We start from the raw sequence: 24,216 nt of genomic DNA, 5'->3' as shown, positions 1-24,216 counted from the left end.
GAGAGGAACAATGCAAAATCTCTTACTAGGGAACATCCCAAGTCAAAATAGACTCATCCTTGATTTGCCGAATTACGAACTAATCAATAGTGTCGACAAAAAATTTGTTACGTTTGGCAGTTGCTTTGCTTCTTCTGTCAGTCGTGGACTTTGGCGATTAGGGTTTGATACTCACTTCTCCGAAGATATGGGGTTTCATTATTCTCCTAATTCCATAGCCCAGTTTTTAAAACAAATTGATCTCCAACCCCAAGAGTTGCATGACTATGTTATTGAACTTGATGATGGGCGGTTTAAATCGGTCGCAACCCGCTATTTATCAGGACGCAACCAAACGAAAGAGCAATTCTGTGAATTCCTTCATGAAGAAAACCAAAAGCTCAAACGAAAACTCGTCAACGCTGATTACGTAGTTATTACCTTTGGAAACGCGATTTACCAACGCGTCAAAGACTCAGGCCTCACTCTGTGTCATGGTGGCGGGCTACCAAATGCTCTTTATGACGTAATCAAAAGTCCGTATGAAGAAGTATTAGAGCACGTTCAAGATTGTTTAAAACAAATTAGATTAATCAACGAACAATGCGCCGTGATCTTAACAGTTTCTCCTCAACGTTATGGATGGTTGATGAACGCAAATTTATCAACCGGTATTAATGAAATTCTAGATCTAGATAAAGGTTCCGCAACAAACTGGTTGATAAACAGCAACTTAGACAAAGCAAAGCTTCGTCTTGCCGTTGATGCTGTGATTGAATCAAACTCTATTGAGCAACTCTATTACTTTCCATCTTATGAGATTGTGATGGATGAACTACGAGACTATGAAGGCTTTAACCATGATGTCAAAGACCTCATGCATGTGAATATGCCAAATACACCCAATTACGTAATTAATAAGTTTTTAAATTCATTTTGTTCACAGCAAGTAAAAGATGCTTTTGAGTTTTATCGATCAATTCTGGATATTCTGATAGACGGTTATCCGGCACGTTTGCGTAAAATGTCAGAAACGCGTGCGAAACAATATATCGAAGAAAAATTGCCTTTTGTTTCAAACTATATTGATACGGTAAAGGCCGAAAAATTAGCCGGTTATGTGTTGAATGCAATGCTACAGGTGTTCCCTGACATTACCAAATCTACGATCGAACTGAATGGACACACAAATCTCATTTCATTTCTACATTTAGACATTGAGAATAAAAAAGCCGCTGTTCAAAACATCGGGCAAGAATCTATCGCGATATTAGGTTATAGCACCAATTTCGATATCCTATGTCGAGATACAAATTTATTAAGTAAAAATATCAAATGTGTAATAGATCCTGCTTTGGCAGTGACTTCCATTTACGGATTGCCTGTGCTCAACAATTTAAGCCAGTGCGAAATTAACGAAGATATAATTTTTGTTCTCAACCAAGAGTTGCTAAATCACCCAATGTTAAAATCAAAATTAGCTAACAAGGTCATTCTTTAAATGCAAAGCCAATTATCAGCGAACATTCGTTACACGTTATGTGAGGTGTCTAGCAAAACCAAAACACCTCATTTAGGAAGCTGTCTATCCGGTGTAGATATATTAGTAGCACTATATTGGCACGTGTTAAACATTAATCCTGACCAACCAACAAAAGATGACAGAGACTTCTTTTTACTCAGCAAAGGGCACGCGGCAAACTTACTTTATACGACGCTAGCTTACAGAGGCTTCTTCCCTATCGATTCTCTATATCAGCATGGCGCTACGGGAAGCCAGTTTGAGGAACATCCTGGTATTAATGCACCATTAGGTGTTGAGAATGTTTCAGGGTCATTAGGCCATGCCCTATCTTTAGCAACAGGTATGGCATTAACCTGCAAAATCCAAAACCGCCCAAATCAGTTTTATGTCTTAATGGGAGACGGAGAACTAAATGAAGGCACCGTTTGGGAAGCTGCAATGTTTGCAGCAGGCCAAAAACTAGATAACTTAGTTGCAATTGTGGATTTCAACAAACTGCAAGGAACCGGTGAAAGCTGCGACATCATGCATTTGGAAAAACTTGAAGACAAATGGTCTGCGTTTGGTTGGCATTCCATCCGTGTTGATGGGCATTGCCAAACCTCGTTGTTAGCTGCATTTGAACAGGCTAAACATAGCAACAGGCCAGTATGTATTGTTGCAGATACAATAAAAGGCAAAGGCATTTCTTTTATGGAAAATGACAATAATTGGCATTATCGCATTCCAACTTCTGATGAACTTATCACAATCAAAGAGGAGCTAGGTTTATCATGAGAAACGCTTTTGCTCAAGTGTTGACGGACTTAGCTAAATCAGACGATTCAATCGCGTTATTTTATGCTGATATAGGAAATCGCCTATTTAATGATCTCAAAGAAGTTGCACCAACCAGAACAATAAACGCGGGTATCGCCGAAGCCAATATGGCGTCGATGGCGGCGGGTGCCGCAAAAATGGGTTTAAAACCATTTATTTACACTATTACGCCGTTCACTACGGCGAGAAATTTTGAACAAATCAAAATTGATATCGCCTATTCAAAACAACCCGTCATAATTGTTGGCACCGGCTCCGGGTTATCTTACGCCAACCTCGGTCCAACACACCACTCATTTGAAGACATAGCATTAATGCGTGCACTACCAAACATGACGATTGTTTGTCCTGCGGATAGTCTAGAACTTAAAGCGTTAATGCCTAAATTACTTGATGTAAAAGGACTCGTTTTTTTTCGTATTGGTAAGAAAAATGAGCCGCTGGTGCATGAAGAATTACCTCAATTGGAAGTTGGCAAAGCTTTTGTAATGAAAGAAGGCGAAAAAATAGCAATTTTAGCAACAGGTACTATTTTCCCAGTTGCGAATTTGACTTTTGATTTACTCAAACAAGCAGGTTTTAATCCTGAATTGGTGAGTTTCCACACCATAAAACCGCTTGATACGGCATATTTAGCTTACTTGGCAGAAACATTCGACCACGTCGTTACCATTGAGGAACACAATGTAAATGGTGGGTTCGGCTCTGCCGTACTTGAATGGATGAGTGAGCAAAGTAAAGCACCTCGAGTTCACCGTTTTGGGATCCCTGATGAGTTTATTGACCAAGTGCATTCACAAGACGATGCTCGCGCAAAGGTCGGCTTAACCGGAAAAGATATTTTTAATAAATTAATTAACAACTTCAAATAATCTTTTAATTAGTAAAAAGGAAATTTATGGATATTATTATTTTTGGTGCCGGTATGGGCGGCACTAACACTTTCAGTCTTTTAAGTAAAAGTTCAGATTGTAAGATCATTGCATTTTCAGACAACAATAAATCCCTTTGGTATACCACAAAAAGTGACGTTGAAATAATCCCTCCAGAACAAATTAACAAGTTTGGATTTCACAAAATCATCATTGCAAGTCAGTACAGAAAGGAAATTATCCCTCAACTTTTAGCTCTCGGAATTCCTTCAGAAAAAATAGAAGTTGCTCATCAAAATTTAATGGATGGAATTAGTATAAACCCAAACATATTCGAAAAATATACTGATAAGAAGGTGCCATCTTATAAACCATACATTTCTGTTCGTGAAGAAACATTTATCACCTTAGCAAAATACACAGAACTTGTGGTTGCTCACGATGTTGAAGGCGATATTGCCGAATTTGGCTGCGGAACTGGTCAATCTACTTACATGATGGCTAAGACCTTAAAAGAAGCTGAACAGTATTACCATACTCCAGCTAAACAGTTCCATCTATTCGATAGTTTTGAAGGGCTTCCTGAATCAAATAACACAGTTGACTTGTCATCTCCTTTAGTTCAAGCAGGTATTTGGTCTGAATGTGCTTGCGCTTCCATTTCTGACACCGAGACTCGCGACCCTATTGGAGCAAGAAGTAGGCTTTAGTAACTTTGAGATCCACAAAGGTTGGTTTAGTGAGACGATGCCACAGCTAAAGCCAAAGCAACTATTTTCTTTGGTTCACCTAGATTGCGACCTTTATCAGTCGACTTACGATGCGTTGGAATATCTTTTCTCACATCAATGCTTGCCAACGGGTAGTGTATTGATGTTTGACGACTGGAGCTGTAATAAAAACTCGCCATTATATGGCCAACAAAAAGCTTGGGCCGACATTGTAGAGAAATTCAATGTTCAAGCGACGGATCGAGGCTATTATGGTATTGGCTCGCATGTTAAAGTGATTATAGATTACACGAAGTAAGTACTATGCACATGCCCCAAAACGATGTCTTGGGGCATGCAAGAAAGAGAGACGCGGTGAAAATTGGTATCGATTTCGACAATACAATTGTTGATTACACAGGGGTATTTTATACCGTTGCAATGGATCTTGGCTGGCTCCCAGAAGGTGTAGGGAACAGTAAAAAAGCAGTCAAAGATTATTTCATAAATTCGCAGCAAGAAGCCCGTTGGACTGAACTTCAAGGATTAGTTTACGGTAAATTCATTTTTTTAGCTAAGCCGTATTCTCATTGTTTGAGCGTTTTGCAAGACTTAAAAAGCCGCAATGTCCAGCTCTACCTCATTTCTCATAAAACGAAATATCCATTTATTGGTGAAAAAACAGATTTGCACCTTAGTGCAATGAATTGGTTACAAAAAAATGGTTTTATTGGTACTACTCAAGCGCCATTCTTACTCGAACATGTTTATTTTAATGAGAAAAAAGAAGATAAAATTAATCTTATCGGTGAGCTAGGCTGTGAGGTCTTTTTAGACGATCTCCCCGAAATTTTAACACATACAAGGTTTCCACAACGCTGTGCTGGGATTCTTTTTTCTCCTGAACTTACTGATGAACAAAGTGACAGCGTCACCTCATGGTCTGAATTTAATGAGCGATATGCTTAATCGTAGTGAGCTAGATTGGATAGCAACGAAACTTGGGAAACGGTTTATCATCAATGAGATTGTGGGTGGTGCCAATAATCAAGGCTTTCTCATTGAAGCTGATTCGAAGTCATTTTTCTTAAAGCGCTTTGCCAAAGCAGAGTCGTCGAAAGTAAAATTAGAGCGCGAGGTTAAATTTGCAACTGTGCTTAATCAATTAGGCATAAAACAAATCGCCTCGCCTATAGCATTCTGCAGTGAACTGCTTATCTCGCTGTTCGAATACCTCGACGGTAGCAAAATTACTCACGTAGTTGACACAGACGTGGTTTGCGCGGTCGATTTTATAGCTAACATAAATTGCCCACAGCCTTCACCCTACCCACTTCCCTATGCGTCTGAAAGCCCTGAAAACTATATTGATTTTTACAACATCATCAAGAACAGAATAGCTAGATTGCTTGAAGTAAAAGTACCACAACAGTTTCAAAATGCGTTTAGTAGTTTACTCAATTCTATTGAGGATACGGCTAATGAAACCGTCAATAACATCAACATAGATTGGAATATTTCTTTAGATCGTGGGTATTTATCCCCTTCAGACTTCGGTTTTCATAACGCCATTAAGAAGAACCATGAGATTTTCTTTTTCGACTTTGAATACGCAGGATATGACAGCCTATGGAAATTATTCTGTGATTTTTTTGCCCAACCTGCGATACCGGTTCCGATAAGCTACAGCAACCTCTTCTTGGAAAATCCACTTTTTATAAGACTTAAAGAACAACCAGAGCCTCTTGCAAGCTATTTACATTCTGACTCAACTGAAGTGGTGCCTCATCATGCTCAACGAGTTTCTCCCTGAAGTCCAAAGCCGAAGAATGCATAGCTGGAACATTAATTGCTTGGAAAAACAATCAAGAGAAATATTAAAACTGCAGGACACGCAGCTTAATAAAAGCCTGCACTATTTTAGCCAAATTAAAGAGCGCTCTGCAGCATTAAAAAAGGTTTTATCAAACTAATATGAAAGCAGCCGTATTATTTGCCACAGGCAAGCCCTTAGCGATCGTCAACAATATCACTCTTCCTCCTTTGACCCTAGGTCAGGTTCAAGTCCGTATTTTGTATAGCGGTGTTTGCCACTCTCAGCTCATGGAAGTTAAAGGTGGGCGTGGAGAAGACAAATATCTGCCGCATCTGCTCGGTCACGAAGGTGTAGGTATTGTAGAAGAAATCGGTGAAGGCATATCGAAAGTAAAACCCGGTGATAAAGTAGTTATAGGTTGGATAAAAGGTGATGGCCTTGATGCACCTGGTGGTAAGTACTCACATGACGGATATGTTATCAACTCTGGCAGTGCAACGACATTAGCTGAAAAAACCATTGTTGCGGAAAATAGGTTGGTAAAACTTCCTGAAGGTTTTCCCGACAAGTTGGCCGTTTTACTCGGCTGCGCATTACCGACAGGATTGGGACTCGTTTTTAACGAGTTGAAACCAGAAAAACACAAAAATATCGCAATCTTTGGACTAGGTGGGATTGGCATGAGTGCTTTACTTGCCGCGACAACCTACCAACCAGAAAAACTCATTGCAATAGATGTCAATGATGAAAAACTGGAATTAGCCAAACGTCTTGGTGCAACGCATACCATTAATTCAAGTGTGCTCGACCCGGTCACAACAATCTATGAGCTGACACAAAATACCGGCGTGGACTATGCCTTGGAAGCTGGCGGAACGGTGAAGACCATCGAACAGGCCTTTGAATCCGTACGAGATGGCGGTGGTCAATGCGTTTTTGCATCTCACCCAAGTAATGAGCTCAAAATTGCTCTTGAACCACACGCATTTCATCGTGGCAAATCGATAAGAGGAAGTTGGGGGGAGGTTCAAAACCCGATAAAGATATTCCAAAATTTGCCGATATGTATCAAAGAGGTGAATTGCAATTAGATGCACTGATTAGTAAAGAATACCGTCTTGAAGAAATTAATGACGCGCTAGATGATCTGAGTAACAAAAAAATTGTACGTGCACTAATCAAGATTCAATAGAGGTCAATTATGTCAAACAATCGCATTCAAGTAACTGAATTACCGCCGCGAATTCTTTTGGATTTATATACTGACTGCAACCTTAAGTGCCCTATGTGTGTAGTACATGGTGATCCAGACTCCCCGCAATTAAAGGGAATGCTAAAGAAAAGCATGACATTAGCAAATGCGAAGAAAATTCTTGATGAAGCGATGGCTGCCAAACCAGCCATAGGCCCAACTCTTTGGAGTGAGCCTCTAATGAGTAAAGACATTCTCATTCATCTAAAGAGCATGAAAATGCGAGATATGAATATCTCAATGAATACCAATGGCCTACTAATGAACAAAAAGATGGCCCAAGCGATGATTGATATTGGTGTTGATAGTATTACGTTTAGTGTCGACGCCATGACGCCTGAGGTATTAGAGAAAGTTCGAGGTATAAGTAACTTAGAAAAAATTAAAAATAATATTTTCCAGTTAATGGCTTTACGAGGGGAAAAAAGTTTTCCGCGTATCGGTGTTTCATTCACAAAACAACCAGCCAACCAGCATCAAGAACAAGCATTCGTTGAGTATTGGGTAAAGGAAGTCGAATTTGTACGGATCGGCCAACTATTTGAGAATGGAGCATTTCCCGACATTCACGTTGATAAAAGTAAGCGGAAACCCTGTCCAGAACTTTATTCAACAATGGCAATTCACACCGATGGCGACGTTTCTATCTGCTGTTTAGACGGTTTTAAAGACCACATCGTCGGCAATGTGTTACAAGATGGCGTTGCGGGTGTTTGGAATGGTGCAGAACTAAATAAGATCCGCTCGTATCATGAACAAGGCCAATGGGACAAAGTCCCATTCTGTCAATCTTGTGACAGATGGTCTTCATCTGATTATGTCGAAGAAATAAAAGACGGTTTATTAATTCGTAAGTCAAATGAATATACTTTCTACAATGACTTAGAAAAAATGGAAAACTGGCGTAAAAACTGTCGTCATGAAGCGAAGTCTTAGGTGAACCATGTCTACGCTCATTTTTGAAATCATAGCATTTCTGCGCCAATGTGGGGTCACGGCAACCTCTACTTTGTTAGTTCACAGTGGTATTAAGGAGTTAAGCCAGCAAAATATGCGGGCTAATGACCTGTGCGAGGCGCTCATAAACCTAGTGAATTCCGGCACGCTCCTCATGCCAACAATGACTTGGCGTATTGTAACAGCTCAAAACCCTTATTTTAGCGTGTTAGAAACCCCTTCTCACACAGGTGTTTTGACTGAAATTTTTAGAAAAGATTATGCAACGAAAAGAAGTCTGCACCCAACCCATTCCGTCGCTGGATTTGGCGTTAACGCGAGCACTTTACTTGAGCATCACCACAAATCAACAACACCTTGCTCTTCAAGCAGTCCTTACGGCATTTTACTGGCTAATGTTGAACAACTCGATAGCTATATCTTACACATCAAAGTAGGGCTGGAAAGCAGCACGATGCTGCACTTTTTCGAAGAAACGTATGCGCCGCAAAACTATTTAGTGGCGACTGCACAGCAATACACTTTGACAACAGAGAGCGGAGATACAGTGATGTATCAACTTTATCATCATAATAAAAAAGTCAGAGATTTTCACCGCTTTGGACCTTTGCTTTATCAAAAAGACGGCTTATTTTTCAAGGAAATAGGCGGAGTAACAGTGAGTCTTGTGAAGGTGTCTATTCTCAAATCAGTTTTAGAGCAAGCATTTATGCATTCCAAGAATGCGACGCTTGCGGGATATTCCTATGTCAACGCATAAAACAGTTTTGTATGGTATCAATGGCATAACCGAACAATTGTATTCATCTCATAGTGAGGCACTGATCTGCACGACCAGTGGCGAAGGGCAATTTTTTGGACAAAAAATATTCTCTATTGATGAGCCTCTTTAATGAATTTAATGCAAATGAATTACACATCATTATCTGCTCTGTATTTGTCGATGAGATAACTCAATCTCTACTTGAACGACAAGTCAATATTGCTAACATTTTCTTCTTCCATACTGCCAAAAACCTCGTCGTACCGGCAACAGATTATGTTTGCGAAACTATTGATGATGATGAAATATTATACGCTGTTTATGACTTGAAGCGTTCAATTGCAACCTTTGATGCGACAAATTTTGCCGTCTTAGCAGAAGCAAGAAGAATTGAGTTAGGGTTGAAATATCTCCATTTTATCGTCATACCGAAAGAAGGTCCTAAAAATACCATCAGTATCATGTCTATGCATGAACCAGATGATTTACAATGGCGCATCAACCATATTCTGCTACCGTTATTCAGTTGTATTCCTTCTTGTAAGGGCATCAGTAGCTTAGTAACGAGAGAACAAGCTCGCCCGTTAGAAAATAGTCAATATCATATTTTCCCAGATGAGTTCACCTTGCAATCGCCCGCGATGCCAATGGGCTTTCCCGAACTCATTGCGGCGAAGAATGAGGGGAAATCTCTGGCGCACATCCAAGCACCCCGCAACGCTTTGAATTTAGTCGATAGTTTTTTATCAAGTTATGCAAAAGACAAAAAGGTAATAACGATAACTTTTCGGGAATATAATTCTCACCAACAAAGGAACAGCAATGCAAATGAATGGCGACACTTTTTAGAAAGTTTATCGGACGAGTATTTACCTATCATCATTCGTGATACATACAAGGCCACATCTCCAATATGCGATGAACTTGCAGGATATTTGCAATTTCCAATGGCTTCTATCGACTTAACAGTGAGAGTCGCATTATATCAGCGCGCTTTTCTTAATTTTTCTATTCCGACGGGACCTGCATATTTATTTTACTTTATTCCAAACTGTTCAAATATCGTATTTCGAGAGTTTAACAACGCCCATTTTGCAACAAGTGAAACAACCGTGTCGAAAGGGGGTTATTTCAAAGATGAGCAACCAGAATTTAGACAAAACTCAAAGCAAATTGTTTTTTGGGGTCAGGAAAATTTGGCCAACATTCATCAGTCGTTCCTAATTTTTTTAAAAGAGTGTGAAAATGACTAATACACTTTTTTCTTCAGATCCTATCACCGTTGTAAAACTCGACCTTATTGAAAAACTCAAAAAGATAGCAGAGCAGAGCTCGCAAAAATGCGCACGCTTTTGTTTGCATAACGATACATTTTCCGGTGTACAACAAATGCTAGTTGTGCTTCATCGCGATGCACGATTTAACCCACACAGACACCCCGAACACAAAACAGAGTCGATTCATTTAATAGAGGGTGAAGTTGGATTTACCGTATTCGATGACTCCGGTTCGATAATCGAGAAAATACGCTTATCTCCACATCGACAATTTTTGATTCGGTTGGCGGGCAATACTTGGCATCTTCCCGTAGTACTTGGTGAGTGGGCTGTCTTTCATGAAATCTATCAAGGTCCATATGTGAAAAACGTTGATGTAGAATTGCATGATAAATATAGAGATTCTATTGAATTGGAAAATCTATATAATTTACTAAATTTAGAATACGAGACTTTCGACGATGAGTAAATTGGCGTTATATGGAGGACAACCGCTAATTTCAAGTAAAATGCCAAAACGTATCGCTTTTGGTGAACTTGAAATTGCGTCATTAGAAGAGGCCATAAACTATTATCGCAGCGATGACGCAGATCCAGGTTACTATGGACCTTATGAGAAAAAATACTGCGACATGTTTAGTGACTATATGGGCGGAGGGTTTACTAATGCTGTTGCAACAGGCACCGGTGCACTTTATGTTGCTCTCGCAGCTCTTGAGCTTCCCAAAAACAGCCATGTGGTTATATCGCCAATCACAGATCCTGGTTCATTTAATGCCATTGTGCTTCAAGGTTTTAAGGTTTCGCTAGCGGATGCTATGCCATCTAGCTTAAACACCTCGTGGGAACAAATTGAAAAAGTTTTAACGCCACAAACCAGTGCAATTTTACTTGTTCATTGCGCTGGTATAGCGGCTGATATTGAACTTATTGCAAAGAATGCCAGAGCTCGCGGCATCAAATTAATCGAAGATTGTTCTCAGTCACCTGGTGCGGAGGTAAACGGTCAAAAATTGGGGACATTTGGTGATATTGCAGCCCTTTCGACTATGTATAGAAAAAGTCTCGCGTCTGGCGGAAGTGGCGGGCTAATATTTACAAAAGATCAATCCCTTCATTACAAATGCCTGGCTTATGGTGACCGCGGCAAAGATTTTTCAAATGAAGATTACCAAGAGCGCAATGCCGAACAATACATGTTTCCGGCATTAAATTGGAATACCAATGAACTCTCTTGTGCCATTGGCATCGCTTCACTTGCAAGACTAGATGACACCATTGAAAGACGCTCTCAGTTTAGTAGGACGCTTACTAAAGCGATCAGTAAAACTAAGTCTTGTTCTATAGCTCCATTTGTAGAAGGTACATCACCTTTTTTCATCACGGTTTATTTTTCGCCAAGCTCACTTGGTATAGACAAAGAATTATTTTGCAAGGCCTTATTAGCGGAAGGGGTTGAGCTTAATCCTCACTACCGCTTTGTAATAAGTCAATGGCTATGGGCAAAACCTTACTTTACTGAATTTCATTCAACTCCAAATGCAATTTGTAGTCGGGATTCATCATTTAATATTTATCTCAATGAAAACTACACAGAAGAAACTGCAGTAGAAATAGTAGCTGCAATAATTAAAGTTGAAACTCATTTCAGTGAGCCTCAATCGCGACGAGTTAGAGAGATTATAACTATGAATAATAACGCTATTTTAGAAAGCAAAAAACACTATCATCACCGCGATACATGTAGACTTTGCTTAAGCGAGAAAATCAAACTTGCCATCCCATTTTCGCCCACTCCTATTGCTGAAAAATATACAAAGGAACCAACCCAGGCGACTCCACTTTTCCCAGTAGATTTATACATGTGCGAACAATGTGGACATGTGCAAATATTGGATGTGATTGACCCAGAATACCTTTGGTCTGATTACACTTATCATTCTGGACAAACCCAAGGCATAGTGAAGCATTTCGAGGAAGTTTCAGCACATGTTATTGATCATTTTGGTCCTTTTCATAAACAATTTGCACTCGATGTAGGAAGCAACGACGGTACTTTGTTAAGAAACTTTAAAAATAGAGGCTTTCGTGTACTTGGCATTGATCCAGCGACGCAGATAGCTGCAAAGGCAACAGAAAATGGCATTGAAACCATTGCCGATTTGATGAGCTTCGAGAAAGGATGTGAAATAAAAGCGCATTATGGCACTGCGGATTTGATTACCGCATTTAATGTATTTGCACACGCTGATGAAATGAAAGACCTTCTTAAAGGTATTGTTGAAGTTCTAGATAAGGATGGCCTATTTGTCTTTGAAGTTTCTTATCTAAAAGACATTATTGATAAAATGCTAGTAGGCACTATTTTTCATGAACATTTGTGTAATCATTCCCTCATTCCACTAATACAATTTTTAAATGCTGAAGGATTAGAAGTTATTCACGTCGAACACGTGTCCATACAAGGTGGTTCAATAATTGGTTATGCTCAGCACATAGGTGGACCTCGTTTGGTTAACGTAAGTGTTGAAAACATGGTGGCCAATGAAAATAATGCGAAGCTCCATGATTTCTTGTCAATGGAAAATTTCGTTACTCGTCTTGAAGCAATGAAAAGCGAAGTAAAAACATTGTTAGATCCACATTTAAATAACAAAATCGCAGGTTATGGAGCTGCAAGAAGCGGTCCTATGTTAATCACGCAATTCGGTTTGGGGCAGAGTATTAACGAAATATATGATGACCACCCCCAGAAAGTTGGCTTATACACCCCTGGTGACAGTATTTTAGTCAAACCAACACAGTGCCTTTACGAAACTAATCCAGCTGTCGTAGTCATTCTAGCTTGGATACACGCCAAAGCCATAGTGCGGAAACACACAGATTACATTCTCAATGGTGGTAGTTTTTTAACTCTTTCACCCGAAGTAAAACTCATCGACAAAAGCAACTATGAAGACTTTATCAAATAAACCGAAATTAGGCTTTATCGGTGCAGGCTTCATAGGTCAAATTGCACATTTAGATAATTATGCTCAACTGAATACTTGCGAACTTTATGCTCTCGCTGAAATGAGAACGGATTTACGCGAGCAAGTTAGTCGAAAGTATGGTATAGGCAAAACATTCGCTCATCATGATGAGCTGATTACAGATCCTGATGTTGATGCAATCATTGTAGTAACGGCTCGCTCACATACCTTTGAGGTTGTGTTTGATTGTTTGCAAGCGAACAAACATGTATTTAGTGAGAAACCCATGGCAGGGAATGCTGAACAAGCTGAAATTCTTGTTCAGCTTGCGAAAAAGAAAGGCCTAATTTATTGCGTTGGGTACATGAAACGACTTGACGAAGGCGTAGAAAAAGCAAAATCACTGTTTGACAACGCACTTAAAACTCAATCGCTCGGTAAACTACTTCAAATATCTGCAAAATGCTATATGGGAGACAGTTATTGCAAAGCCAGCGGTAACATTATTAGTCATGAATCGCGCCCTCTTATGATTGATGAAATGCTATTAGCACCCGATTGGCTTGATGATGACCGCAAACCGGATTTCGCAAGGTATTTGAATGTTCACTCTCATATACTCAATTTGATTCGATTTTTCTTGAATGCCACCCCCAGCGTTGAGTATTTCAATTATCTAAATCCTCTTGCACATGTCGCAATATTAAGTATTGACAATGTGCTCATTAATTTAGAAACAGGAGAGGTTCAGCAACGCGATTGGCAAGAGTCTTGTACGTTTGTATTTGAACGTGGTCAACTCATTTTAGAACTACCACCTGCGCTATTAAGAAATGTACCAGCTCGTGTAACATTAATTGATAATTTACAAAACGCTGAAAAAAGAATTTTTCAGCCTGACTGGTCGTGGGCATTTAAGCGGCAAGCTGACTATTTTGTTAGGTTGTTATGCAATCAAAACAGCAACAATATTATATCTGGTGAAGAAGCATTAATTGATATCCAGTTGGCGGAAAGTATATGGAAAAAAATGGTAAATTAACCCCGATTATCTTTGGTGCAAGTGGTTTGTTAGGGGCACATCTTTATGATTATTATAGCCAAAAAGATTCTCACACCATTGGTACGTATGCCAGTAAAGAGACAAAAGGGTTGTCTCAATTTCAATTTAGTGTAAATACATTAGCTGACCTGCCCCTTCTGGATGGCCAGAATTATATCGCGGTAATTTGTGCCTCACTGACCAATATTGGTTATATAAATGCTCACCCTATTGAGACCGCAAAAATAAACGTCGATGGGACCATAAGTCTTATTCAACAGCTACATCAAAAAAAAATTCCAATCCTTTTTATTTCTTCAGATAACGTTTTTACAGGCGATACTGGGGGGTATAAGGACAACAGCATTGATTTGCCTGTTTCTGAATATGGAAAACAAAAACGAGCTGTAGAACAAGCGTTAATTGACATCACTCAAGGTGAATGCACGATTCTAAGGCTCGCTAAAATCATTGGTAATTCGCGCAGCGATAATACTATTCTTAACGACATTATTAGACAAATTAGTGCTCCAGAAGAGGTCAAAGCAGCTTCTGATCTAATCTTCAATCCAACTTTCGTTGGCGACATTGTAAAGGCTATAAATCTATTAATTGAAACTAACGCCAAAGGTATATTTAATTTTTGCAATCCCGAAATTTTTAGTCGTTTAGATCTCGTATTAAAATTAGCTGACGTTTTTCATATATCATGTCACAAAATTGTCGAGATTAAGTTTTCCGAGCTGGATAACTCAGGAAAGAGACCCTTAAATACAACAATGATTAATTCTGAATTTTTTAGTACTTTTAGTTTCACAAGTGTCGAACAATGCATCGAAAATCACATCAATTTTTGGAGCGAAATGTAAACATGGTTGACAAAACGGTTCTCGTTCAAGGTAATTTTGACATTTTACATCCAGGTCATATTCGTTTATTAAACTTTGCAAAATCTTGCGGGAATAAACTCATTGTAGCTGTGAACAAAGACAGTGCGATGTCTGTAAAAAGTAGAGTCAATGAGCAACATCGCCTTGAAATGGTTGAATCGTTAGAGTGTGTAAGCGAAGCTTTTCTTACTGACTTGACTCCTTTTGAAGTTGTGGAAAAGCTAAGACCTTACGCAGTAGTAAAAGGCAAAGAATTTGAAAGTCGCCACAACCCTGAAGTAGCAGCGTTAAAAGTCTATGGTGGTCAACTTTTTTTTGGTTCGGGTGAATTTGAAACAAACGCAGAACAATTTATAAAAAAAACGCGTGAAGTTGCAAAAAGCTTTGATTACACCGAAGCAAACCGCTACGCCATTCGTCATCAAATAAAGTTATCCGATTTTGACGCAATCTTTTCGTCAATCAGTCAATTGAATATCATGGTTATCGGAGAAATCATCGTTGATGAATATGTCCACGGTACTGCCGTAGGTTTATCACAAGAAGACCCCACGATTGTAATTACCCCAAACAAAACGGACACGTACTTGGGCGGCGCGGCTATAACTGCGGGACATGTGAAAGCACTTGGTGCTAAATCGGTGAAACTAATATCCGTTGTTGGAAATGACCATCATGCCAATTATGTCAATGAGAAAATCCAAGACTATCGTTTAACTCCGCTATTGTTTGTCGATCCCAGTCGACCAACCCCGCTAAAAACAAGGTTTAGAGCAGGATCTAAAACGCTCCTTCGTGTGAACCAAGTGAGGCAACATAAAATATCTAAAGAGTTGCAAGAGCAAATCTTTGAGTCTATTCGTAACAACCTTGAAAATACAGATTTGTTGGTTTTTTCTGATTTCAACTATGGTTTATTGCCTCAGAGTTTAGTGGAGAAAATCGTAACTTTATGCGACAACAATGGCATTCGTATGGTTGCAGACAGCCAAACGTCGTCTCAAGTCGGTGATATTTCTCGATACTCAAACATGGATCTACTCACACCAACAGAGCGTGAAGTCAGGGTAGCACTCAACAATCCCGATGACGGATTAGTTGTTCTAGCTCAGAAACTCGTTGAGAAATCAAAGCCCAAGAATCTGGTTATCACTTTGGCTGAAGAAGGGATTTTTATTCACAAACCAACCGAAAATTTTCATCATTGGGAAAATGACAGATTACCTGCTATTAACCGCAATGCCGTTGATCCTGCGGGCGCAGGAGATTGCTTTTTGGCCGCAAGTGCACTGTCACTTGCTACAGATTCATCTCCATGGCACGCGTTCTATCTAGGTAGCTTGGCCGCGGCTTGCCAAGTAGGTATTATGGGTAACTCGCCACTTAAAATGGATATTTTAAGGAGAGCATTACAGGAGTCGTTCAAATAATGAAAGCTATTTTATTAGCAGCAGGATTAGGCACTCGCCTGCGCCCGTTGACTAACTCAATACCGAAATGTTTGGTTCCAATAAAAGGCGTACCACTTTTACAACTTTGGTTAGATAAACTAACAACATTAGGTGTCACTGAGGTGCTAATAAATACACACTATTTTCATGAGCAAGTCGTTCAGTTTATCGAGTCTTACAAAACAAATCTTACAATACGATTAGTATATGAAGAGCAATTGTTAGGGACTGGCGGTACATTAATTCAAAACGCTAGCTTTTGGGCTGACTATGACACATTAGTGATCCACGCTGATAACTATTGTGAAGATTCACTGACGGACTTTGTGCATAGCCATTCAAAAAGACCTAAAAACTGCTGCACATCGCTATTACTATTTCGCACCTCTCAACCAAAGTCGTGTGGCGTTGTTACATTGGATGAACAGAGTATAATCACGAGCTTTCATGAAAAAGTCGAAAATCCACCTTCTAACCTTGCTAGTGGTGCACTGTTTTTGTTCGATAAAAGTGTCTATGAAACGTACTTCCAAACTTATCGCAAAGGTACTTTTATTGATCTCAGTGCTGATGTCATACCAAATATGATCAATTGTATGAATGGTTATGAAACAAAATTAACCTATTTAGATATCGGTACGCTTGAACAATATAATAAAGTGAAATAGCCTATAACTTTATATGGAAATAGCTCTGTAAAAGGCCTCCAAAACTGAGTTTGAACCATCCTCTTGCTGGACTGTTTACACCTTCTAAATCTACCGAACGTATATTTTCTGCCGCTAATTTATAGAAGCTCTGCCAAATGACTGCTGTACCACAGTGACTGTCCCTCATTTCAGGGTCACCTGCACCGTACAAATAATAGGCTTTATCGTTTTGAAGTAAAAAAACAGCTACATTTCCAACATTGTTATTCACGTCTCGAGCCTCAAAGACCCGTAAGTCACAACTTAGCCGCAACGCAGATAAAAATTGTACCATACGCTCAGCAGAATCATTGCAAAACGAGATACCTTGCCTATCCATCGTTTTCCCGTATAGATGGGCTACGATATTCAGATCTTGTGATTCAAGCACTTGAACCCCTGCGGCCAATCCATATCGTATTTCTTGTCTTCGTGAGACGGAGGCATTTCGATAAAGTTCTAACTCGTCGAGTACCTTTGATTGGCTAAATTCAGCAATATCTACGGTAGTAGTGTAACGAACTACCGTTTGATATTTTGGCTTATCGTTGTGGTAATTGTGCCACTGTAATGCTCGAATGTCGGTTATATCTGGATGAAGCTTTAAAACTACAGAGTCGTAATTTTCTGCTAAAAAACTTGCCGTGGCTTCTTGAACATAAAACTGCTCAGACGTACATTGTGCTCTATTTAACGGACTGTGACGGTAGATAATACCGTCATATATTATATCGTGGTGACCAACGATTTTCCTACCTGATGCGTCAACGACCAATACCAACGCCGCTAGTACTTCATTACCTTTGCAAACATAAAAAGCATCTACCGAACAATTTACCGAACTCAAAAAGCCTGATTCAGAGAAAACTGAACCATAGGGTGATTTTCTAACAAATCGATCCCAATGCTCATCTAAAAGTGCGGGTCTAAACTCTAATGTTTTTGACATTAAACAGCCTTTCGCAGGATCAATCCCCAAGTAGCATGTTGATCATTACTACCATAACTTTGAGCTTGCGAATGCCCCATACTCAGGATCTCAAAGTCTTTTACTAAGTCCAAAATCAACTGATCATCAAAAAAGGTCACTTGGCCAACTCCATTAAACGGACCCCATGTGTAACCCGATTTTGTGTGTTCGTCTAGCGATTCTGGCGCCTTTGCGTAATCCGAGTGTAGCTTGCTAAACCAGTCAGTAATAACTAACACCCCACCTGGTTTTAAAAATTGATAAGCGTTAGCAAGATATTGCTTAATATTGGTAACCGGGTTGTGGGCCGAGGCTGCTCTATCAATAATAAGATCGAAGTTTACGTTATAGTCCCAAGGTTTTGTAAAATCGCCGACATGTAACTTATCCGCAATTAATGGAAAATTCGTTTTTAATAGCGAAATCACGGTATCACTACCATCTATCCCATAAACATTGGAAGTATGAGTTAAATAAAATGGAAAATTGGCACCTGCACCACAACCTACTTCTAACACAGCAAAATCATCGCCCGCATTTCGCATGTTGGTATGCCTTAAAGATGCACTAACTACGTCTGACCATGGCCAGACAGCAAGATGTTGATTTGCTTTATAAATTTCTTCCCAATTTCGACAAAATGACATATCGAGGTTCCTATACTTGCTTAATCAGTTTATGTGCTTCAAGTTCACAAATTGCATTAGATAATTCAGCAACATCCATACCAAATCTTTCTGCAACAGTTAACGTATCTGTACAGCCATCAGCGAAATTTAGCAGTAACTTTATATTATTGAAAAGTTCCACTTTTTCCTGATTTTCTGAATGGATATGGCTGAGTGTAGGATAAAGACCTCGTCGCCCTAAATTAGGTTCACCAAACGGACATTGACTTTCAAATGTTGCTATCGAGTCAACTTCAACAATAATGTTAAATACTTCACCTATTGCGCTGATAATCTTATCTATATCCATATAGTGTTTGTTATCTAGCGATGTATGGTATTTGTCGCAGCCTCTAATATGAAAGTTACGGCTAACATTACAAATAGGAATTTGAAAACCAGGCGAACAATACTGCCTTTCATCTGACCCCTTTAAAGGTGTAAAAGAAACCAATGTAGAGGAAGCTTGATCCTTAAACTTATATTTTAAGAACCGATCGAGAATACTATTTTCATTGCGACTTAATTTATATTCTAAATGGTCACCATCGCCACCCATGCAATTTAGTACCATTCCGGCTACTACATTGCTTTTAAGATACTCTCCATATTTAGACAAATAAGCCAAGGCACCTATTGATTCTGGATTTAAAACAAAGCGATAAGTGTATCGTCTGTTTGGTAATGCCTCTAAGCGTTTGAACAATCCAAGCAAAACAAGCGGCCCACTCAACTCGTTATTAGCAAGTGACGGATGACATAAATACGAGGTGATTAGAATTTCTTGCTCAGACATTCCTGGCAAAACACAGTGCACTAAGTCTAGTGCTCCGTCAATAAATTGACTATCAATGTCTACTGAGTAAGTGCCAGGCATCAATGAGTTTTTGACACTATCTGGAACACAAAATCCCCAACGAGGTTGATAATAGCTAGTCACATATGGGATTACAGTTGGTCTAGAAGGAATACTATGCAAATGAGGCATAAGATCTTCCAATTCTATTTTACCTTTAAACGGGGCTGAATAGTTTATAACCTCAATATTAGAACGCTGCATATCTGCAACAATGTCACCATTGGGTCCAACTAATGTAGCGGAAGTACAGTGCCACTCTTTTGGGACTGTCCAATCGTAAATATTAGTTCCAGATTTGAATGATTCTTGCTCAAGTGGCATATATCGAGAGAAAATATCGTAACTCTGTCTCAATCCAGGCCCTGTAATTGATCTAAGTATTGGATAAAGCTCGTCAAATAAGGAACTAAAAAAGTCGTAACTTTCAGTATAAGTCATCAAAAACTACTCTTCTAAATCGCATTTAGTGTAATAGTGCTCTTGATAATAATCACGCATCTCCATTACGTAATCATCCCACAACTCTAACAACCCTTTAAATTTATTTAAAGTATATTGCTCATCTTGATAAGAAAACAATAAGGTAACAAGAGGGCAATGATAGTAGAGCATTGCGCCCTTTAAAATATGAAACAAATGATTAAAAGGGGTTGACCTGAATGCATATAAATATCGGGATTGTCGCTTGAGTATATCAGCTGCTTCAGCTCTTGTTGTGAACGGAGTCCTACTTATTTCTAACAAGTGATCACTAATCTCTTTAAATCTTTCTATTGCGATATATTTTTCATCAATATGATTAAATGGTAATTCTTCAAAAAAGTCGCATTTAATATTTTCTACTTCAATCAACTTGTTCGAACTCGGTAAATCGAGCAATTCATCTGCCGCCAAAGCCAACGCATTTGTCAACTTAGCGCCACTTCCAATATTGAAAACATTTTGTTCAGCAAAAGTATCAACTAACTTTTCCAATTGCCTATGTGCGCTCATAAACAATTCGTTTGAGATTACATAACCACCTAAATTTCCAGGTAAAGTCTTTCCTTCCATTGCCATACATTGATAACCAGATTCCTCTTCGTCATCTTGATCTAGCTTATAAATACTGTCTTTACTGTGATGCTGTCCTGTTGGCAAGTTTCCATTATCAACACCAAACAAATAAACATTTTTAAATCCAAAGTATAAAAAGAACGATAAAGCAGTATTAGCCACCACTGGATTGCTATAGGGGATACATGGCAATGTTTGGCCGCATTCATAAAAGCGCACTACATCCAATAAAAAGCTACCTGCTTCATTTCCTTTGGTGGCAATTCCTGACCACTTATACCGTTTTGAATTATCGGGATATAAGGTATTTAAACCAAGCAAATTAATTTTTTGATATTCTTCTAACGGAAGAATATCACCAAAAATCTTATAGTTAGCTAAAGGTCGTTCAACCAAAACATGGAAATCTACAGGTATACCTTTTTTATACAAGGTCGCAACAGCTGTTCCCGCTGCTACAATGATCGCGTTAGTATGATTTTTTTTAATAAACTCTTCAGCTTCATCCAAAGAAGGCCCATTACCAATTATAAAGATTGGCGTATCTAGATCCGTTTTAACTGCTTTATCTTGCGTTAAAAAGTGGGCTTTCTGTTCGACTAAGTGAATACTGTGTGCAAGCCCAGTAATGGCATCATTAAAAAAGCCGTGACCAAATTGAAAAACAGAGAAATCCGTTACCCATTGCTGAATGAGTTCATTAATTTCTTTATTCGGTGCATGTTGTAAACAAAAACTTCTAACCAGTGAAAATGCACCGATGTCTTGCGCAACAACTTCTAGATCTTTAATGAAATTAGATTGATCGGTTCCTAGATGAAAAAACAAACAACCGTTTTGCTTATCTATTTTTTCTATTATTTTGTACCAATCAGTACAAAACATACTCGCAAAAAACAACTCAATATCTGGCTCTATCAAAAATAGATAGTCGAAATGATGTTTTTCGAGCAATATCTCAATATGGTATCCAAGGCCAATTCCAAATATAATCGCAGACGGAAAATATTCTGGAAGTGCTGAAAACATTTCTTTTTCATCAGCTCTTACATCACGAAAATATCGGCCTAGTTTACTCATGTATTTGACATGCGTACGATTATCATTTGGATCGTCCGGATAATTAGAATAATCAGTGAGACTATAGAACGGACGTAAAGTGTGCTTTTCAACTTGACGTTTTGCTTGATCATATGGATTTTGCGAATACAAAGGTACGTCAAAGCCTTTTTGCTGAACGTTTCCGTGGCCTGATTCTGTTACATGAATACAAAAATCCGAGCGAACCTGATAGTCACAAATTACTTTATAAATTTCTGGAAAAAATTGCTCAAAACACTTTTGATTGAGTTCGAATCTTTCATTTGCTTGAACAGCAAATGCGGCTTCTCTTTTTTGATGTTCAACAGAGCTAGTTAATTGTTTATCAAGTGACTCTAATTGTTTTAAAATTTGTTTTTCATTCATATAAGGCAGCTAAATTAAAGGCGTTTATATGCCTTGATTTTTTTTTGGTTACCAAGATGAGAACGAAGCTGTTCAGCAACAACCTCCCTCTCTTTGTGAGCCTTATCTAAAATTATCTCCAATCGTTGAAGGTAAGCGTTAAGGTGCTTTTCTAATTCATTCGTTATTGGTTCTGCAGGCTCATCAAGCAACTTTTTGATTAATATATCAAAATTATTTAGATTTTCCTTTGCATTGTCAATATCACCTTCGCAAAGGGACACCTCTAACCGATCTAATAGGTTACTTAATTTTTCTAACTCAGCCGGCATGAGCTTCTTTATTACTTTGTTGCAGAGTTTGTTGCCTTACGTCAAAAGGAATGGCATCCCATGCTGATTTTATTTCCTTTAGTAAATTCGCTACTTCATCCAAATACGTAGTGTTATTTTCAATAGTAGCGTCGACAAGACGATCTAACATGTAAGAATAAAGGGCATAGAGATTTTCAGTTACTTCCCCACCGACTTCGAAATCCAAGCATCCTCTTAAAGCTTCCAAAATTGAAGAGGCGCGAGAAATATGTTCAGCCTTTGCTTCAAGCTGCTTTTTTTCGATGGCTACTTTTGCATAAACAAGCCTTTCTAACACACCAGCCATCAGCATTTGAATGATTTCATAGCGATCGGCACCCGCGACACGGGTCTTAAGTGCCTCTTTTTGGTAATTTTTCACTCTGGCGTTGTACATAATAGACCTCTTTATGATTTAGATTTGGTAAATCCTGGTAGATTTGCTAATTGCGCGCCAAGATAGGCTTGCGTTTGCTGCATTTGCGCTAATAACACATCAAGACCTGCATATTTTTTGCGTAAACTTGCTTCTAAGTCCAACATTCGTTGATCAAGACTTGCTTTGTCATCATCGACATCTTTGATTTGATCATTTAGGTTCGTTTCTCTTTTCTTTAACAACCCATTCGAATCAATATAGTTTGCAAGTAAAGACTCCATTTTCTTAGCTACGCCATTTTCTCCAGCAAATGCTGTGCCAATATCATCAAAATTATTGTCCATCGCATCGTTTAAGCTACGTACTAAGCTAGATTTTTCTAAATACCCATCTTTTTTAACACCAAGACCTATATCAAAAATACTCTCAAATGGGCCTGCTCCAGTGAGCGGGGTGGCGAGTGCGTTGACCAACTGATCACTCAATGAACGCATAGACGCATCTCCATTTAGAGGTTTGCCGATACGAGTTTGAAAACCTATATTTCCAACCAGATTGTTATAATTTGCTATGAGTCTCATCTATTAGAGTATTAACGGACTCTCTATCATACTCAACACTTAACTTAGCAGTGTCATATACACCAGCATTTTGTTCACTTACCTGCAAGGCCTTTATGGTCATGTCTTGCACTGCATCTTTAAATGTATTTGTACTACTATTAACGTCTAATCCATCAATATTGATAATCGCGTTTTGCGCTTTATCTTTTGTTTGATCAATAGTCATACCATTTGGATTAGTTGTGGCGTCATAGGATGTTACCGCTTCAAGACCGGCAATATCGGCAGATATTGTTAAATCATTGCCATCACCAGTCACATTTGACGTTAAAACAAGTTTTGACCCAGCTGTCCCACCCGTATTTACAATGTTTGCAGTTACACCAAAATTACTTGTTGAAGAATTTATTGAATCTCTTAGTTGAGCCAGAGTAGTGCCTGCAGCAACATCGAGGCTCAAAAGTCTTACCAGTACCAGCATTAAATGTTAGTTTGCCATTAGGCCCACCAGCGGCGAGGACTTCCGAATCCGCTGTTGCGAAGGCTCCATCTTTCGAAACTGCGCGACTACCTTGAGCCAGTTGCTTAACTGCGATTTTAAAATTACCAACTGAAATATCAGACGTTGGAGTGACGGAGATTATATCACCGGTTGTTGGCTGTTTAATGTTGGCGCTGCGTTTACCAAAATTTTCAATATCCGCTAACTTCTTGATTGTATCTTGGAGTTTTGATACGGCAGATTTTACTTCACCAAGCGCAGACAACTCCACTTTCAAAGACTCTTGCTTTTTGACAAGGCTTTGTAGTTTTGGGGTACGCTCTGCAGATACTGACGCGGTAATAATACTTTCCAAATCAAGACCAGAACCGATACCAGCTGACGTAATTAATGGCATATCCGAAAC

23 protein-coding genes and 1 pseudogene are annotated in these 24,216 nt (G+C 39.0%); 17 read left to right on the top strand and 7 right to left on the bottom strand.

Going from position 1 to position 24,216, the window contains the following annotated elements; genetic code table 11:
- Positions 1 to 10: 10 nt before the first annotated feature.
- The 17 genes from J5O05_RS14465 (at position 11) to J5O05_RS14385 (ending at position 16,993) form a co-directional block, all read left to right on the top strand.
- On the top strand, positions 11 to 1,480 hold the full coding sequence (locus J5O05_RS14465) for a GSCFA domain-containing protein (protein ID WP_208842690.1): 1,470 nt from the start codon (positions 11 to 13) through the stop codon (positions 1,478 to 1,480).
- On the top strand, positions 1,481 to 2,281 hold the full coding sequence (locus J5O05_RS14460; RefSeq protein WP_208842689.1) for a transketolase: 801 nt from the start codon (positions 1,481 to 1,483) through the stop codon (positions 2,279 to 2,281).
- On the top strand, positions 2,278 to 3,195 hold the full coding sequence (locus tag J5O05_RS14455; RefSeq protein WP_208842688.1) for a transketolase family protein: 918 nt from the start codon (positions 2,278 to 2,280) through the stop codon (positions 3,193 to 3,195). Before J5O05_RS14460 ends, J5O05_RS14455 begins: the two co-directional genes overlap by 4 nt.
- A 26-nt stretch (positions 3,196 to 3,221) precedes the next feature.
- Positions 3,222 to 3,905: a TylF/MycF/NovP-related O-methyltransferase gene (locus tag J5O05_RS22535; protein ID WP_280117655.1), complete on the top strand. Its 684-nt coding sequence runs from the start codon at positions 3,222 to 3,224 to the stop codon at positions 3,903 to 3,905.
- The gene (locus tag J5O05_RS22530; RefSeq protein WP_280117654.1) at positions 3,883 to 4,224 is read left to right on the top strand and encodes a TylF/MycF/NovP-related O-methyltransferase; all 342 of its coding nucleotides are present in this window, start codon (positions 3,883 to 3,885) and stop codon (positions 4,222 to 4,224) included. Before J5O05_RS22535 ends, J5O05_RS22530 begins: the two co-directional genes overlap by 23 nt.
- 56 nt (positions 4,225 to 4,280) lie before the next feature.
- Positions 4,281 to 4,874 (top strand): HAD family hydrolase, encoded by a 594-nt coding sequence (locus J5O05_RS14445; protein ID WP_208842687.1) that lies wholly within the window; start codon positions 4,281 to 4,283, stop codon positions 4,872 to 4,874.
- Positions 4,819 to 5,718 (top strand): aminoglycoside phosphotransferase family protein, encoded by a 900-nt coding sequence (locus tag J5O05_RS14440; protein WP_208842686.1) that lies wholly within the window; start codon positions 4,819 to 4,821, stop codon positions 5,716 to 5,718. The genes J5O05_RS14445 and J5O05_RS14440 overlap by 56 nt, the downstream gene beginning before the upstream one ends.
- Positions 5,719 to 5,879: 161 nt before the next feature.
- A complete protein-coding gene (locus tag J5O05_RS14435; protein ID WP_244369642.1) occupies positions 5,880 to 6,812 on the top strand; it encodes a zinc-binding dehydrogenase in 933 nt (310 codons plus the stop codon).
- Between the two features lie 110 nt (positions 6,813 to 6,922).
- Positions 6,923 to 7,909, top strand: coding sequence for a radical SAM/SPASM domain-containing protein (locus J5O05_RS14430; protein WP_208842685.1), 987 nt, complete (start codon positions 6,923 to 6,925; stop codon positions 7,907 to 7,909).
- Positions 7,910 to 7,916: 7 nt separating this feature from the next.
- Positions 7,917 to 8,690, top strand: coding sequence for an AAC(3) family N-acetyltransferase (locus J5O05_RS14425; RefSeq protein ID WP_208842684.1), 774 nt, complete (start codon positions 7,917 to 7,919; stop codon positions 8,688 to 8,690).
- Between the two features lie 95 nt (positions 8,691 to 8,785).
- Entirely contained in the window at positions 8,786 to 9,946 is a 1,161-nt protein-coding gene (locus J5O05_RS14420; protein ID WP_208842683.1) for a hypothetical protein, read from the top strand.
- On the top strand, positions 9,939 to 10,439 hold the full coding sequence (locus J5O05_RS14415; RefSeq protein ID WP_208842682.1) for a WbuC family cupin fold metalloprotein: 501 nt from the start codon (positions 9,939 to 9,941) through the stop codon (positions 10,437 to 10,439). The genes J5O05_RS14420 and J5O05_RS14415 overlap by 8 nt, the downstream gene beginning before the upstream one ends.
- Positions 10,432 to 12,942, top strand: coding sequence for a DegT/DnrJ/EryC1/StrS family aminotransferase (locus tag J5O05_RS21955; RefSeq protein ID WP_244369640.1), 2,511 nt, complete (start codon positions 10,432 to 10,434; stop codon positions 12,940 to 12,942). Before J5O05_RS14415 ends, J5O05_RS21955 begins: the two co-directional genes overlap by 8 nt.
- Positions 12,923 to 13,984, top strand: coding sequence for a Gfo/Idh/MocA family protein (locus J5O05_RS14400; protein ID WP_208842681.1), 1,062 nt, complete (start codon positions 12,923 to 12,925; stop codon positions 13,982 to 13,984). The genes J5O05_RS21955 and J5O05_RS14400 overlap by 20 nt, the downstream gene beginning before the upstream one ends.
- Entirely contained in the window at positions 13,963 to 14,853 is an 891-nt protein-coding gene (locus J5O05_RS14395; RefSeq protein ID WP_208842680.1) for a sugar nucleotide-binding protein, read from the top strand. The genes J5O05_RS14400 and J5O05_RS14395 overlap by 22 nt, the downstream gene beginning before the upstream one ends.
- 2 nt (positions 14,854 to 14,855) lie before the next feature.
- Positions 14,856 to 16,304 (top strand): PfkB family carbohydrate kinase, encoded by a 1,449-nt coding sequence (locus tag J5O05_RS14390; RefSeq protein ID WP_208842679.1) that lies wholly within the window; start codon positions 14,856 to 14,858, stop codon positions 16,302 to 16,304.
- Positions 16,304 to 16,993, top strand: coding sequence for a nucleotidyltransferase family protein (locus J5O05_RS14385; RefSeq protein WP_208842678.1), 690 nt, complete (start codon positions 16,304 to 16,306; stop codon positions 16,991 to 16,993). The genes J5O05_RS14390 and J5O05_RS14385 overlap by 1 nt, the downstream gene beginning before the upstream one ends.
- A 1-nt stretch (position 16,994) precedes the next feature.
- Here the strand turns inward: J5O05_RS14385 and J5O05_RS14380 are convergent, their stop codons facing one another.
- The 7 genes and pseudogenes from J5O05_RS14380 to fliD all read right to left on the bottom strand — a co-directional run bounded on the left by J5O05_RS14380 (position 16,995) and on the right by fliD (position 24,207).
- Positions 16,995 to 17,963, bottom strand: coding sequence for a GNAT family N-acetyltransferase (locus J5O05_RS14380; protein ID WP_208842677.1), 969 nt, complete (start codon positions 17,961 to 17,963; stop codon positions 16,995 to 16,997).
- Positions 17,963 to 18,631 (bottom strand): class I SAM-dependent methyltransferase, encoded by a 669-nt coding sequence (locus J5O05_RS14375; protein ID WP_208842676.1) that lies wholly within the window; start codon positions 18,629 to 18,631, stop codon positions 17,963 to 17,965. The genes J5O05_RS14380 and J5O05_RS14375 overlap by 1 nt, the downstream gene beginning before the upstream one ends.
- A 10-nt stretch (positions 18,632 to 18,641) precedes the next feature.
- Positions 18,642 to 19,949, bottom strand: a complete 1,308-nt coding sequence (locus J5O05_RS14370; protein WP_208842675.1) for a DUF4910 domain-containing protein — start codon at positions 19,947 to 19,949, stop codon at positions 18,642 to 18,644.
- 6 nt (positions 19,950 to 19,955) lie between these two features.
- A complete protein-coding gene (locus J5O05_RS14365; RefSeq protein WP_208842674.1) occupies positions 19,956 to 22,034 on the bottom strand; it encodes a motility associated factor glycosyltransferase family protein in 2,079 nt (692 codons plus the stop codon).
- 14 nt (positions 22,035 to 22,048) lie between these two features.
- A complete protein-coding gene (locus tag J5O05_RS14360) occupies positions 22,049 to 22,345 on the bottom strand; it encodes a hypothetical protein (protein ID WP_208842673.1) in 297 nt (98 codons plus the stop codon).
- The gene (gene fliS, locus J5O05_RS14355) at positions 22,335 to 22,763 is read right to left on the bottom strand and encodes a flagellar export chaperone FliS (protein WP_208842672.1); all 429 of its coding nucleotides are present in this window, start codon (positions 22,761 to 22,763) and stop codon (positions 22,335 to 22,337) included. The genes J5O05_RS14360 and fliS overlap by 11 nt, the downstream gene beginning before the upstream one ends.
- Before the next feature lie 11 nt (positions 22,764 to 22,774).
- Positions 22,775 to 24,207: pseudogene (gene fliD / locus J5O05_RS14350) on the bottom strand (flagellar filament capping protein FliD).
- Positions 24,208 to 24,216 lie beyond the last annotated feature (9 nt).

It is taken from the genome of Pseudoalteromonas xiamenensis (assembly GCF_017638925.1).
GTDB lineage: Bacteria > Pseudomonadota > Gammaproteobacteria > Enterobacterales > Alteromonadaceae > Pseudoalteromonas > Pseudoalteromonas xiamenensis.
Note: the sequence above shows the minus strand (reverse complement) of the source record. Positions and strands in the feature narration are given on the sequence as shown.